This window comes from Veillonella sp. CHU110 (assembly GCF_003992255.1).
Lineage (GTDB): Bacteria > Bacillota > Negativicutes > Veillonellales > Veillonellaceae > F0422.
The window spans coordinates 21,060-37,351 of sequence record NZ_RQVA01000019.1 but is presented as its reverse complement, the minus strand read 5'-3'; the positions used below and the strand labels follow the sequence as shown (position 1 = coordinate 37,351).

General features: G+C 39.8%; 9 protein-coding genes. All 9 read left to right on the top strand.

Going from position 1 to position 16,292, the window contains the following annotated elements:
* Window positions 1–149 precede the first annotated feature (149 nt).
* On the top strand, window positions 150–953 hold the full coding sequence (locus tag EO122_RS07495) for a MetQ/NlpA family ABC transporter substrate-binding protein (protein WP_127010039.1): 804 nt from the start codon (window positions 150–152) through the stop codon (window positions 951–953).
* 410 nt (window positions 954–1,363) lie between these two features.
* Window positions 1,364–2,626 carry an ATP-binding protein gene (locus EO122_RS07490; protein ID WP_127010038.1) on the top strand — a complete coding sequence of 421 codons (1,263 nt, stop codon included), beginning with the start codon at window positions 1,364–1,366 and terminating at the stop codon, window positions 2,624–2,626.
* 266 nt (window positions 2,627–2,892) lie between these two features.
* Window positions 2,893–4,227, top strand: a complete 1,335-nt coding sequence (locus EO122_RS07485; RefSeq protein WP_127010037.1) for an NAD(P)-dependent oxidoreductase — start codon at window positions 2,893–2,895, stop codon at window positions 4,225–4,227.
* A 1,069-nt stretch (window positions 4,228–5,296) separates the two neighbouring features.
* Window positions 5,297–6,967: a dihydroxy-acid dehydratase gene (ilvD, locus tag EO122_RS07480; protein WP_127010036.1), complete on the top strand. Its 1,671-nt coding sequence runs from the start codon at window positions 5,297–5,299 to the stop codon at window positions 6,965–6,967.
* 43 nt (window positions 6,968–7,010) lie between these two features.
* On the top strand, window positions 7,011–8,237 hold the full coding sequence (ilvA, locus tag EO122_RS07475) for a threonine ammonia-lyase (RefSeq protein ID WP_127010035.1): 1,227 nt from the start codon (window positions 7,011–7,013) through the stop codon (window positions 8,235–8,237).
* 31 nt (window positions 8,238–8,268) lie between these two features.
* Entirely contained in the window at window positions 8,269–9,990 is a 1,722-nt protein-coding gene (gene ilvB / locus EO122_RS07470) for a biosynthetic-type acetolactate synthase large subunit (RefSeq protein WP_127010034.1), read from the top strand.
* Complete coding sequence (gene ilvN, locus EO122_RS07465) at window positions 9,983–10,477, top strand: acetolactate synthase small subunit (protein WP_126938427.1); 495 nt, start codon at window positions 9,983–9,985, stop codon at window positions 10,475–10,477. Before ilvB ends, ilvN begins: the two co-directional genes overlap by 8 nt.
* Window positions 10,477–11,286 (top strand): ABC transporter ATP-binding protein, encoded by an 810-nt coding sequence (locus EO122_RS07460; protein WP_164725993.1) that lies wholly within the window; start codon window positions 10,477–10,479, stop codon window positions 11,284–11,286. Before ilvN ends, EO122_RS07460 begins: the two co-directional genes overlap by 1 nt.
* Window positions 11,287–11,448: 162 nt before the next feature.
* Window positions 11,449–12,459: a ketol-acid reductoisomerase gene (ilvC, locus tag EO122_RS07455; RefSeq protein ID WP_127010033.1), complete on the top strand. Its 1,011-nt coding sequence runs from the start codon at window positions 11,449–11,451 to the stop codon at window positions 12,457–12,459.
* The last annotated feature ends 3,833 nt before the right edge of the window (window positions 12,460–16,292 follow it).

Genomic DNA, 16,292 nt, shown 5'->3' with positions numbered 1-16,292 from the left:
GTTTTAATGTATATAAATTATAGTTTTTACCTATTAATAGTGTAATAAAATTTATATTGGGCAAGAGAAGATTCTTATGATATTCTGTATACTCAGAATTGAAATATAAATTTTATTAGTAGTATTTGTAGTTATGAAAGGATAGAACTATGAAATTAAAATCATTATTTACACCCCTATTGGTGGGTATATTGGCGTTAGGTATTGCGGGCTGTAGTACATCGACAACAACGCAAGAAATTAAAATTGGTGCTACGGCAGGTCCTCATGCACAAGTGGCTGAGGCGGTAGCGAAGGAAGCACAAAAGCAAGGCATCCAATTGAAAGTAGTAGAATTTTCTGATTACATTACACCAGATAAAGCCTTGGCAGACGGAGATATCCAATTGAATGCGTACCAACATGTGCCGTTCTTGGAGAACTTTAATAAGCAAAATAATTCTAAACTCGTGCCAATCGGCAAAACTATTTTAATGCCAATGGGTATCTACAGTAATTCTGTAAAATCTCCTATCGATGTGAAAGACGGCGACACAGTAGCAATTCCAAATGATCCAACGAATGGTGGACGTGCCTTAGCCTTGTTACAACGAGCAGGTCTTATCAAATTGAAAGAAGGCGTTGGTTTCAAAGCCACAGTGGCAGACATTGTGGAAAATCCTAAGAACCTAAAAGTCCAAGAACTTGAGGCTGCACAATTACCTCGTAGCTTAGATGATGTGACATTGGCAACGATTCCGATGAACTACGTGCAAAGCGCAGGCATCAACGTAGGTGAAAAAGGATTGTACTTAGAACCAAAAGATGAGCCATTAGCCGTGATGATCTTGGCCACACGTGAACAAGATAAAGACAATGAAACTTACAAAAAAATTGCAGAGATTTATCAGTCCGAAGCGATTAAACAATTCATTGCAGAAACGTTTAAAGGAACCATTACCTCTGCAAATTAATCACTATAAATATAGAGGTCTACCCTATGAGGTGGACCTCTTTTTTGTATCGTTGCAACGATAGTGAAACGATAGGGGTATCGTTGCATATACTTATACATGCGATAGTATAGCGGTTTATCAGAAATTGTATTAATATTAAATTCCTTATCGTTGCAAAGTTTGTGAAACGATAGGGGTATCGTTGCAAGAAAATGAATAAATATATTTATTTTTCATAATAAAATAGAAAAAATGAGAAGAATTGAAACGATATTATAGTATTTTAATAGTCATTAAATATGACTATTAAGTAATTTATGGTGTATTATAAAATAATTATGTAGTCTATCGTTTAGTAGTTATGCAACGATATGTCTATCGTTGCATAGGTTAGGTAAACATGGTATAGTTAGATTGAGGTGATTAGAATGAAAGAACATAGAGAATTAGAATTTAAAGAATCTATTACAAATACATTCTTAAAAACAGTATCAGCCTTTGCTAACTATGGAAGTGGAAAAATTATATTTGGTATTTCTGATGATGGAAGATATGTGGGAATCGAGAATACTAGAAAAGCTTGTTTAGATATTGAAAATAAGATAAATGATGCTATAAAACCATTACCTAAATATACTATTGATATAGATGATAATACTAAACTAATTACATTAATTGTAGAAAAAGGAAAAGATACGCCGTATTTATATAAGGGTAAAGCCTATATTAGAAATGACAGTTCTACAATTGAGGTAGGTCAAATTGAATTAAAGCGATTGACTATGCAAGGAATGAATACAACTTTTGATCGTATTCCTTCCCATGAACAAGAGTTAAGCTTTCACATATTAGAAGACGAATGTCAAAAAAAATTAGGTATAGAAAAGTTGACTCGTGATAATTTAATTACATTCGGACTGTTAGATAAACATATAGGGTATACAAATGCAGGTGCATTGTTGGCAGATGTAAATGAATTTTATGGCATAGATATCGCTCGCTTCGGCGCTACTATTGATATCATTTTGAATCGTTATACTTTTGAAAGACAATCGATTTTAAAAACCTATCAAGAAGCAGTGCGTGTGTATCGTGAGAATTATCAATATGATGAGATACAAGGGATAGAACGAGTTGTGGTGGAAACCATACCGGAAAAAGCATTTCGTGAAGCCATAGCTAATGCTTTAATCCATAGAACTTGGGATGTATCTGCGCATATTCGAGTAGCTATGTATGATGATCGTATTGAAATTACATCACCTGGTGGATTGTTAGAACAACTTTCAGTAGAAGATTATTTATATAAAGAAGTATCGATGCTCCGTAACCCTGTGATAGGAAATGTATTTTTCAGATTACATTTAATAGAACAGTTTGAAACGGGGGTACAGCGTATTATTGCATCCTATAAACACTGCAAGCGACAACCTGTATTTGATATATCTGAAAACTTTATAAAAATAATATTACCAGTGGTTATTCAAGATACAATACGTATGAGTCCATCAGCGCAACGTATATATGAAGCATTACAAGATGGAGAATTGTCATCCAGTGAATTAGCGAGACTAACAGGGTATGGAAAGCGTAATATATTAGAGGCTGTGAAAGAATTAATTGCAGGTGGTTATGTTATCAAAACTGGTTCGGGACCAAAGACAAAGTATGCAGTAACATATACGATATAATTTGATCAGTAATAAGGGATTGTTAAATTAAAAACACATAGTTACACACAGTGCGCACATATGGTATACTATAGGATATATCTTTTAGTACTTTCACTAAGAAAAGGAGCACCTATAGCCACAGATATAGCAAGGGTGTAGCCATTGTTACAGTGGAAATGGCTAGTCTATGGTATACTATACGTATTATATCGAAATAAGTAAGAATCTATAAATAGAGTATGTAAAGGGAAAGTGTGTCACCAGAGTGGTGCAAGGAGGTCTTTATGGAGTTAAGACATGAACTAGAATTTGATAAAGATTATACGATGGAAGAGGCCTTTGCAGAGGCGAAGCGTTGTTTGAACTGTGCGAAACCGTTGTGCCGTACAGGTTGTCCTATTGAAAATGAAATCCCTCGTTTTATCCAAGCTATTGCGAATGGTAATTTTGGATTGGCCAACGATATTATTGCGGAGCGCAGCAGCTTGCCAGCGGTGTGTGGCCGTGTGTGTGCTCGTGAAAAACAATGTGAAGGGGCATGTATTTTAAATCGTGCGAACAAACCCATTAATATCGGTAAATTAGAGCGCTTTGCAGCCGATTTTGAAAGTGACAATAATCTTCGTAAGGTGAAACCAAATCGTAAAAATCAAGGTAAAATTGCTGTGATTGGATCTGGCCCTGCAGGATTGACTGTGGCTGGAGATATGGCAAAATTAGGCTATGCTGTAACGGTGTTTGAGCGGCAAGATGAGCCAGGCGGTATCCTTTTATTTGGTATTCCTGAGTTCCGATTAGGTAAAAGAATTGTGCGCCGTGAAGTGCAAAGCTTGGAACGATTAGGTGTTACTTTTGAATGTAATGTAACGATTGGTCCAGATCGTAATTTAGATTCTTTATTTGAAGAAGGTTTTGATGCTATCTTTATTGCTACAGGTACACATGTACCAGCGGAAATATCTTTACCTGGTGATGATAAAGCGGGTATGTTACAAGCTATGGCTTTGTTGACATCGGTACAGTTGGTGCAAAATGGCAGAGCGGAAGAGTCTTTAATTCCTGTGTACAAAGGTGATAAAGTTGTCATCATCGGTGCTGGTAACGTGGCGATGGATGCGGCTCGTACTTGTGTTCGTCTCGGTGCTGAAAGTGTAACCGTGACGTATCGTCGTGGAGAAGAACAAATGCCAGCGAACCCATCTGAATTTGAAGAAGCAAAAGAAGAAGGCGTTCACTTTGAATTCTTAGCCGCTCCAAAAGAAGTAACAGGTTCAGATATCGTGGAAGGGTTGACATTTACACGACAAGAACTACAAGAAGATGGATCTGTGAAAAGCACTGGCGAAGGCTTTACTTTACCAGCGGATAAAATCATCGTGGCCATCGGTCATAAACCAAATACACGTTTAGTGGGTCCTGGTAATGGCATCGAAGTGAATGAGTCTGGTTATGTGGTAACACGAGATATGCCATATGGTATGACGAGCCGTCAAGGCGTATTCGCAGGCGGTGATGTAGTGCATAAACCAGCTACCGTAGTATTGGCTATGCGTGAAGCTAAAAAAGTAGTAGAAGGTATTGTAAACTACTGCGAGGCAAAACGTTTCTTAGGGGAGTAAGATTTAAATTTTTATTAACCTGTGATATAATGGAGATGAAATTGAGGACTTTCCAATTATAAGCAAAAGAAACCCCACGGTCGGCTAACCGTGGGGTTTTAATTTTTTTGTAATTATGCTATAATTTAGACAAGCGAAAAAGAGTAATGGTGATTTCATAAAGCTCACCAAAAAAACACCCAGGTGGCTAGACCTGGGTGTTTTTTATATACTAGAAAATATAATAGGAAAGTGATATAATGGATATGGAATAAAGTTAAGGACTTTCCAATTACAAGCAAAAGAAACCCCACGGTCGGCTAACCGTGGGGTTTTGCTTTTTATAGAGAGCTATCTCTTATTGGGCTAGTTACTTCGTTTCTTTCTGTTTAGCCACTTGCAAATATAGTTGCTGACTATACCTGCCACAACAGAAATAAGAAAGTTAAGGACCATATCCATTGACAAGCACCCCCTTTCTGTTACCAGTATAGGGGAAGTAACATCTATAGTATAACAAATTGTGGAAAATAACACATCTGAAAGAGTAAAAAAATATAGATATGTACTTGCACACAGTGGACAAAGGTGTTACAATAGTAGACAGTTATTTTATTTTTAAAGTATTACACTTATAGTTAAGATTCGTACGCATATCGTACAGAAAGGAGATTATCATGGTATTGTTAGCAATTCTCGTGCTCGTCCTGTTCCTAGTAGTGAACGTCATTAGAACTAACAATTCCATAGAGGTCGCCTTTTCTTCGGTAGAGCTACCATCTTAGGTTTCTTTGTGTACAGCATAAGGAATCTAGGTTGTTGTAGTCTATTTGATTAACGTGCATACATATATATTAAAAGGCGATTCCCTAGGGATCGCCCTTTTTTATGTCTAACATACTATGTCAGAGTAACAGATATGGATTATAGATTTACAAGGAACATAATAAAATCCAACGAAAAATCAAATAGATCTATCTCATAAAAATCTCGTTGATTTAACGCGTGAATAGACATTGTATATAGACAACAATATGTGACTATAACAAGTGTTATAAATTATATTTATATAAGTAGAAAGGATCATCATATGGTACGCAGTGATAGAGTAGCCAAAGGAGCAACAAGAGCTCCACATCGTTCATTATTAAAAGCATTAGGATTCATCAATGAGGAAATTGGAAAACCAATCATCGGGATTGCCAATTCTTTCAATGAAATCATTCCAGGTCATGTGCATTTGAAAAATCTTGTACAGTCTGTGAAAGATGGCATCCGCGAGGCTGGCGGTATTCCTATGGAATTTAATACCATCGGTATTTGTGATGGATTGGCGATGAACCACATCGGCATGAAATATTCCTTGGTGACACGCAATATTATCGCTGACTCCATCGAGGCCTCTGCCATGGCCACACCATTCGATGCGATGGTATTCATTCCTAACTGCGATAAAGTCGTGCCAGGTATGTTGATTGCCGCTGCTCGTTTGAACTTACCATCTGTGTTTGTCTCTGGTGGTGCTATGCTAGCAGGCGTTCACAATGGTAAAAAAATCGGTTTATCCGATGTATTTGAGGCAGTAGGTAAATTTGAAGCAGGTCTCATTTCTGAAGAAGAATTAGAACATATTGAAAACGTAGCATGCCCAACTTGCGGATCTTGCTCCGGTATGTATACAGCGAACACCATGAACTGCTTAACAGAAGCATTGGGTATGGCATTACCAGGAAATGGTACAATTCCAGCGGTTTACTCCGAGCGTTTGCGTCTAGCAAAACGTGCGGGTATGCAAGTGATGGAAGTGTTACAAGAAGGCTTACGTCCAAAAGATGTATTGACGAAAGAAGCCTTTGAAAATGCAGTAGCTGTAGATATGGCATTGGGTGGTTCTTCTAACACAGCCTTACATTTACCAGCCATCGCTCATGAAGCGGGCGTGTCTTTAACATTGGATGATTTCAATCGCATTGCAGGTGATACACCACAATTGGCGAAATTGTCTCCATCTGGTAAATATTTCATCGAAGATTTGCATGCCGCAGGCGGTGTGTATGCGGTAATGCACCGTTTACAAGAACAAGGTCACTTGCATGAAAGTGCGAAATCTGTGAGCTTGGTGAACCAAGGTACGATAGCAAAAACTGTGAAAGTCCTAGACGAAGATGTGATCCATCCGTGGAGCGATCCAGTATATACCACAGGTGGTATCGCTGTATTGAAAGGTAACTTAGCTCCCGATGGATCCGTTGTGAAAGAAGGCGCCGTAGACCCTGAAATGCTCGTTCATTCTGGTCCAGCGAAAGTATTCAACAGCGAAGAAGAAGCGGTAGAAGCGATCATGGGTCACAAAATTGTGAAAGGCGATGTTGTCATCATTCGCTACGAAGGTCCAAAAGGTGGTCCAGGTATGCGTGAAATGTTGACACCAACAGCGACGATCACAGGTATGGGCCTTGGTAAAGACGTAGCCTTAATTACAGATGGTCGTTTCTCTGGTGCTACTCGTGGCGCATCCATTGGTCACGTATCTCCAGAAGCAGCCTCTGGTGGAACGATTGCCATCGTAGAAGATGGAGATATCATCGAAATCGACATTCCAAATCGTTCCTTGAATGTGAAACTTTCAGAGGAAGAAATTGCACGAAGAAAAGCAAATTTAGAACCGTACAAATCAGATGTCACAGGATACTTGAAAAAATATGCTATGCATGTATCCTCTGCGGCACAAGGTGCTATCGAAATCCTAGACGAAGCATAAGAGGGAATGTGGTCAGGATATAGACTTAGGAAAGGATGTTTATATGCATAAATTATACGATTTCATGGAGGCTAGGGAGCGGCTTGCTACCATCGCCGTGAAAACAAAATTAATTCATAGCTCTGTGTACTCCCAAGAAACAGGCAATGATGTATATATTAAACCGGAAAATTTACAGCGCACAGGGTCTTTTAAATTACGGGGCGCGTACAATAAAATTTCTAAACTAACAGAAGCAGAAAAGGCGTGCGGCGTTATTGCCGCCTCTGCCGGTAACCATGCGCAAGGTGTGGCGCTAGCAGCCCAACGCTTAGGTATTAAAGCAGTCATCGTTATGCCACGCCACACACCTCTCATCAAAGTAGAGGCTACACGTCAATACGGTGCAGAAGTAGTGCTCGCTGGCGAAGTCTATGATGAAGCCTATGAAAAAGCTTGCGAATTACAAGAAAAACATGGTTATGTATTTGTCCATCCTTTCGATGATGAAGATGTGATCGAAGGGCAAGGAACGATTGCCTTAGAAATTTTAGAAGAATTGCCAAATGCAGACATTATCTTAGTACCAGTTGGTGGTGGCGGATTGATTTCCGGTGTGGCAGCGGCAGCGAAGCTGAAAAATCCACAAGTAAAAATCATCGGTGTAGAACCAGAAGGCGCAGCCAGTGCGAAAGCGGCCGTAGCAGAAGGAAAACCAGTGAATTTACCATCCGTGAGCACCATTGCCGATGGGGCAGCTGTAAAATTAATTGGTACAAGAGACTTAGAATATATTCAAACCTATGTAGATGAAATCGTCACCGTATCCGACTATGAACTGATGGAAGCTTTCCTGTTATTGGCGGAAAAACATAAAATCATCGGTGAAAATGCAGGGTTACTTTCAGTGGCAGGCTTGAAAAAGCTACGAGTGCGAGGCAAAACTGTGGTCAGCATTTTGAGCGGTGGCAATATCGACGTATTAACCATTGCATCTATGATTACCAAAGGCTTAGTAGTACGGGGCCGTATTTTCACATTTGCTGTGAATTTATCAGATAAACCAGGCCAATTAGTGGCGGTGTCTGAAATCTTAGCAGAACAAAATGCGAATGTTATCAAACTGGAACATAATCAGTTTAAAAACCTAGACCGATTCCATGAAGTGGAGTTGGTGGTGACTGTAGAAACGAACGGAGAAGACCATATCAAGAAGATTACAGCTGCCATGGCGGCTCGTGGATATATAATTCACCGTATCAGTTCTAATGAATTTAATGAACATGACTAATGAATATGATAGATATAGAAAGGGATACACTATGAGTGAACAGAAGATGATTCGAGGAGCTCGCATACTCCTAGAAACATTGAAGCGCTTGGGAGTGACCGATATATTTGGCTATCCCGGCGGCGCCGTAATTCCTATATACAATGAAATTTATGATTTCGAGGGCATTAACCATTATTTAGCACGTCATGAACAAGGGGCAGCCCATGAAGCGGACGGCTATGCTCGTGCATCTGGTAAATGTGGTGTTTGCCTAGCCACATCTGGTCCAGGGGCGACGAACCTAGTGACAGGTATTATGACGGCGCATATGGATTCTATTCCTCTCTTGGCCATTACAGGTCAGGTGTGCAGTCACTTGCTGGGAAAAGATGCGTTTCAAGAATCGGACATCGTGGGTATTACCATGCCGGTGACGAAAAATAACTACTTGGTGAAAGATATTCGAGACATGATACGCACTGTGAAAGAAGCGTACTATTTAGCGACTACCGGTCGACCAGGTCCCGTGCTAGTAGATATCACGAGAGATGCGCAATTAGATGTCATTTCCTATGAAGAGTTTGAAGCTATTTTTAATGAACCAATTTCTATCGAAGGCTATGATCCGAATTACATCGGACATCCAAAACAAATCAAGAAAGCTATCGATCTATTGAAAGGTGCGAAACGACCGCTTATCATAGCAGGTCATGGAGTACTATTATCGAAGGCTACAGAAGAACTTTACAAATTAGCGACTACATGCCAAGTTCCAGTGGTGAATACTTTATTGGGTTTAGGGTCCTTTCCAGGAGAACACCAATTATCGCTAGGTATGTTAGGCATGCATGGTACAGTGTATGCCAACTATGCTGTGAATGAAGCAGATGTAGTGTTAGCATTAGGCATTCGTTTTGATGATCGCATCGCAGGGGTTCCGAAGGAGTTCTGTAAAGATGCTACGATCATCCACGTAGATATTGACCCAGCTGAAATTGGTAAAAATAAACTTATCGATGTGCCAATCGTAGGTGACTTGAAACATGTATTAAATGAAATGAATCATGAATTGACTCCACAAACTCATGAAAGTTGGTTGGAACGCATTCGTGAATGGCGTGAAGAGTATCCAATTCGAGTGCGCCCTTACGAGGGAAATTCTTTATTACCACAAAAGGTGATTCAAGAAATCGACAATATCGTAAAAGGCAACGCCATCGTGGTTACAGACGTAGGACAACACCAAATGTGGACGTCTCAATTCATTACTTTCTCCAAGCCGAATACGATCATCACATCCGGTGGTGCCGGTACGATGGGCTTTGGTTTGCCAGCAGCCATCGGTGCACAAGTGGCACAACCAGATAAAAAAGTAGTACTCATCACAGGCGATGGGGGCTTACAAATGAACAGCCAAGAGTTGCTCTTATTGAAAGCCTACAATATCCCTGTGAAAGTTGTAATCATCAACAATGGTTTCTTGGGCATGGTTCGTCAATGGCAAGAGTTGTTTAATCAACGTCGCTATTCCTTCGTAGACTTAGAGGTGAATCCAGACTTTGAAACTTTGGCAAAAGCCTATGGCGTACAAGGGGTGACATTATCCACCATCGAAGAGTTGCGCAGCCAATTACGAGACCTGATCTTATCTGACGAGCCAGTGGTGATTAACTGTGTGGTAGAACGAGAAGAAAATGTATTCCCAATGATTCCAGCAGGTTGCACAGCCAAAGATATGATGGGATTGAAAGGAGGCCCTGACAATGAGTAAAGTACAACAACACCAAGTGTTAGTGATTACAAAAAACAAACCAGGCATCGGGGCTAGAATCCTTTCCTTGTTCAATCGTCGTGGCTACTCCGTGACCCAAATGACATCGGGTATTTCCATTCCAAAGGATCAAGCCCGGATTACCTTAACGGTGGAAACAGACGAAGTGCAACTGGATCAGATCCAAAAACAAATCTACAAACTGGTGGATGCTATCAAAGTGAAAGTGTTCTCTCCAGAACAAGTGGTGCGCCGTGAATTGATGCTCATCAAGGTAAAAGCGGATGTGTCGGTACGACCACAAATCATCCAATTAGCAGATGTGTACCGTGGCAATGTACTCGACGTAGGACCTAGCTCTATCGTTATAGAAATTACAGGAGAAACGCAAAAACTAGATGCTTTCATAGAAATTATGAAAGAATATGGCATTCTGGAAATTGCGAAAACAGGTTGCACCGCTATGAGCCGTGGAGAAAAAATGTAATGACCATTGCAGAACCGAAACAAGGTGAGTTGTTACATTACGAGGGCGTTACCTTCGTCCGCAATGGGGAAGCGATTTTACAAGGTGTAGATTGGCATGTGAACACAGGGGAAAATTGGGCGCTATTGGGCCTCAATGGGGCAGGCAAGTCCACTTTGCTGGGCATGATTATGGCATACACTTGCGCCACCCGTGGTGAGGTTCGTGTCCTAGGACATACCTTTGGACGATGCGTATGGAAAGACGTAAAAGATCGCATCGGATTCGTCAGCTCTACCTTAGGGCAATTTGAGCGAACTATGCGAGAGGAAATGGTGCGACAAATTCTGCTCTCTGGAGCGCATGGAACAATTGGCATATACCATGATGTGACAGAGGAAGAAGAACAACGCTGTGATGCGGTGTTAGCAAGTATGGGCTTGCAACAGTTACAACATCGTCACTTTGGGTTATTGTCCACTGGTGAACAACGACGAGCCCTCATCGGACGGGCATTGATGACAAATCCAGATTTGCTCATCTTAGACGAACCATGCAATGGATTGGACGTACCGAGCCGAGAGCAATTGCTCCGTCATCTCAATCGACGAGGGGCACAGGATAGTCCTTGTCCTTTCATCTATGTGACGCACCAAATCGAGGAAATCCTTCCCACAGTGACTCATGTGGCACTATTAAAAGAAGGCAAAATCTTTCAATCGGGGCCGAAACGAGAGGTCATTACCGATGAGATTTTATCGGCACTCTATGGTTTGTCCGTGAAAGTAACTTGGGTCCAAGATCGACCTTGGTTGCAAGTACTTTCATAAAATGTTTTTATAGGGTGTACAAAGATATTTTTAATCATACCGATTTATCATACTAAGTATGGTAAATCCGTAAGCCGAAAGGCTGAAAATCAGTTGAATTTCACTAGAAAATCTAGTAAATTATAAACATCATTATGTATTACAAAGTAGGAGGTTATCACAATGGCAGGTAACATTTTAGGCACACAAGTATTTTATGATGCAGATTGCAATCTACAAGCATTAGTAGGTAAAAAAATTACAGTTCTTGGCTACGGTTCCCAAGGTCATGCGCATGCATTGAACTTGAAAGAAAGTGGTATGGACGTACAAATTGGTCTTCGTGAAGGTTCCAAATCTTGGAAAGAAGCGGAAGAAGCTGGTTTTGTAGTCAAAGAAACAGGCGAGGCTGTAAAAGGTGCAGACGTTGTGATGATCTTGATTCCAGATGAATTACAAGCAGAAACTTACGAAAAATCCATCGCTCCTAATCTTAAAAAAGGTGCGTACTTGGCATTTGCTCATGGTTTCAACATTCATTTTGGTAAAATTAAACCAGCTGCTGACGTAAACGTATTCATGGTTGCTCCTAAAGGCCCTGGTCACTTAGTACGTCGTACATTCCAAGAAGGTTCTGGCGTTCCTTGCTTGTACGCTGTATACGCAGATCCAAGCGGAGACACTAAAGAAGTGGCATTGGCATGGGCATCTGGTGTAGGCGGTGGCCGTTCCGGTATTTTGGAAACTGACTTCCGTCAAGAAACTGAAACTGACTTATTCGGTGAACAAGCAGTACTTTGCGGCGGCGTATGTGCGTTGATGCAAACTGGTTTCGAAGTATTGGTAGAAGCTGGTTACAACCCAGTTAATGCATACTTTGAATGTGTTCATGAAATGAAATTAATCATCGACTTGATCTACGAAGGTGGTTTCGAAACAATGCGTAAATCCATCTCCAATACAGCTGAGTTCGGTGACTATATTACAGGACCAAAAGTAATCCCAGCAGCAGCGAAAGAAGCTATGCGAGGTGTATTGAAAGATATCCAAGACGGCAAATTTGCTGATCAATTCCTTGGTGACTATGCAGCAGGTTACCCATACCTTAACGAACAACGTAAACAATCTGCAGCACATCAAGTAGAAGAAGTGGGCGGCGAATTACGTAAATTGATGCCTTGGATCAAAAAGTAAGTCGTCACTTGTGACGTTATGCAGCCTTGTGGCGTTCGTAATTAAATAAGGCAAAGGGAAGACCGCAACATACTCCTTCTCAAACTGATCCTACGGTAGGTTTGTTCAGGAGCATGTTGCGGTCTTTTGCGTTTGTGTGATTTAGGTAGAAAGGAACGCCACAAAGGCTACTACTCGTAATGGCGTTCCTCAGGGTTGTTTCTTATTTTGCTATGCAGTCTGTGGCGTTCGTAACTGAATAAGGCAAAGGGAAGAGCACGACATATTCCTACGCAAACTGATACAGTGGTTAGGTTTGCTCCGGAACATGTCGTGCTCTTCTTGCGTTTGTGTGATTTAGGTAGAAAGGAACGCCACAAAGGCCACTACTCGTAATGGCGTTCCTCAAAGAATAGAGTCATTTGCAAACTTGCGCTTTGCTTAGTTTGCTGATCGCTAGGGCATAAAGTTTATATAAACAGTACGAATAGATTGTGCTATAATAAAAAATGTAAGAGCCATTGACGTGTTGTTAGGCTCATCTCTTCCTACTACGGGAGGAGGTGGTTGCTATGGCTAAGTATGAAAAAATCTCTTTGATTATTTCTATTGCTAGTTTAGCAATTCAGCTCATTGATCTACTTAAGTAGACAATGAAAAAGCCTAACGTATAAGGTCTACTACACCTTAACACGTTAGGCAAATTTCATTTTTAGAATTTCTGAGATGAGCCTAACGCCAGCTACACGTTGATGGCTCTTCTTTTGTTGTTTTAATTATAGCACAGGTTGTAGGTGTAATACAATCGTCACTTGTTCCGCTATGTAGCCTTGTGGCGTTTGAATAGCTAATTTATGTAAAGGAAAGACCGCAACATACTCCTTCTCAAACTGATCCTACGGTAGGTTTGTTCAGGAGCATGTTGCGGTTTTTTGCGTTTGTGTGATTTAGGTAGTAAGAGAATGCCTCAAAGGCTACTACTCGTAATGGCGCTCCTCAGAGGATATTCGTAGTGTTGTTATTTCATATATTGCATATTTTGATATATAATGATTGTAAGAGAGTCACTAACGTGGGTTAGGCTCGTCTCTTCCTAATATAGGAGGAGGTGATACTATGAGAAAGTATGAAAAGTATACTTTATTGCTTTATCTAATTTCTGTAATAGTAAGTATCATTGACCTGTTTAAAGATCTATTTAAATAGACAATGAAAATGCCTAACGTATAAGGTCTCGCACACCTTAACACGTTAGGCAAATCCAGTTATGTTGTTTTCTGAGATGAGCCTAACGCCAACGACACGTGAATGGCTCTCTTTTGATACTCCAAGTATAGCATAGTTCAGAGTTAAATACAATCGTCACTTGTAACGCTATGTAACCTTGTGGCGTTCGTAACTAAATAAGATAAAGGAAGACCGCAACATACTCCTTCTCAAACTGATCCTACGGTAGGTTTGTTCAGGAGCATGTTGCGGTCTTCTTGTGTTTGTGTGATTTAGGTAGAAAGGAACCCCACAAAGGCTACTACTCGTAATGGCGTTCCTCAGGGGGAAGGGGCTTGTGGCGGTAACATTTGCAAACTTGCGATTTGCTTAGTTTGCTGATCGCTAGGGTATTAAGTTCATATAAACAATACGAATAGATTATGCTATAATTAAAATTGTAAGAGTCATTGACGTGTTGTTAGGCTCATCTCTTCCTATTATGGGAGGAGGTGGTACTATGAAAAATTTTAGAAAGTTATCTTTATTGATAAAGTTTTTGAAGTTGATTATAGATATTTATCGTTTCTTTCAATAGAAATGAAAAAGCCTAACGTAACAATAAGTATTCGCAGTACTTATACACGTTAGGCCATTTCTCTTTATTCTTCTGAGATGAGCCTAACGCCAGCTACACGTCGGTGGCTCTTCTTTTGTTGACTTAATTATAGCATAGGTTGTAGGTGCAATACAATCGTTACTTGTTCCGCTATGCAGTCTTTTGCATTTGTGTGATTTAGGTAGTAAGAGAACGCCACAAAGGCTACTACTCGTAACGGCATTCCTCAGGGGATGGATATAGATTTTATTATTGACTTTATCTTTTTCAATGCGTACACTGTTATTAGAGATAGTACTATCTCTAGTATTTGTTGTTACTTAATAAGCAACTAAAATAAGATTAAGTTCAAATGGTTGTCGCTACTCGATATGCGACTCAATAAGTGTTCGAGCTCAAATAGTTAGACTCCATTCAAAAGAATGGGGTTTTTTGCATTTGTGTGATTTAGCTAGAAAGGAACGCCACAAAGGCTACTACTCGTAACGGAGTTCCTCAGCGGAAGGAATGAGCATGAGATGCCATCTTAAACCAATCATCAGGGGGCTTGTAGCGATATCATTTGTATACTTGGGCTTTGTTTAGTTTGCTGTTCGGCATGGTATTAAGTTCATGTAAACAATACGAATAGATTGTGCTATAATAAAAAATGTAAGAGCCATTGACGTGTTGTTAGGCTCATCTCTTCCTGTTATAGGAGGAGGTGGTACTATGAAAAAGTTTAGAAAATTTGATCTATTGATTTTAATTCTAAAATTACTAGTACATCTCATTGATTGGTTGAAATAAATCGATTAATGAAAAAGCCTAACGTAAAGAGGTCTGACCACCTCACACGTTAGGCAAATTTCATCTTTGTTATTGTCTTGAGATGAGCCTAACGCTAACCGCACGTTGATGGCTCTCTTTTTGATACTCCAAGTATAGCATAGTTTTGTGTCAAATACAACGTCACTTGTGACGCTATGTAGCCTTGTGGCATTCGTAATTAAATAAGATAAAGGGAAGACCGTAACACACCCCTTCTCAAACTGATCCTACGGTAGGTTTGTTCAGGGGTATGTTACGGTCTTCTTGCGTTTGTGTATGTTAGGTAGAAAGGGAACGCCACAAAGGTTGCTACGCTTAACGGCGTTCCTCAGGGGATTGGAAGAGCGTGGCACATCCCGCCGTAAACTTACGTTACACTGAGGTTTACTCTGGGATATACCACGCTCTTCTTGGGGTTGCTTGATTTAGGTAGAAAGGAACGCCACAAAGGCTACTACTCGTAACGGCGTTCCTCAGAGGAAGGAAAGAGCACGACTATGCTATCTTGAACTGATTATCAGGGAGCTTGTGGCGGTATCATCTGCAAACTTCTTTGTTGTCTTAATTATAGTATAGGTTATAGGTGCAGGACAAAGGAGCTCTGAAGTATCATAGGTATATTTACGTTTTGGAGATTTTGTGTTGGGAAAAAAGAAATATATAATTTCTAATTCATGATGAGTATCATAGAAAAATAAGGCTAAAATTCATAAATAAATAGTATATGTTTTTGTATTAAAATAAACATTTTGAATAAAAAGGGGGGGGGTAAGAAGTGTGTGAATGTGATATAGGTAATGCCATTTAAAAATATAGGAGAATAAAAATTCATAAACTCTCATCAAACACCTATATAATGAATAAAAATCAATATAAATATGAATTTATAACCAAAAATGAAAGAAAAATGAAGTGGAAATAGTGTGTAAAAAGATATCGATAAATATCGTAAAGTCAATATATATAAGGATATTTCCCGAATTATACTTGCTATTGTATAGAAATTCATATATAATAATATCGAAATAAGTTGAACTTGGTTGATGCAATATATTTTGTAATACAGACTATCCACGAATGGTAGAAGAGATACATAGTTCACGAATAGATTGCTTTTCACGTTAAAACCTTGGGGGAACCGAAGGTTTATTTGTAGTTTTATTACAGTATGCTACATCGTGATATAAGTGAACCTAATGCAAATAGTATCCTATAGAGG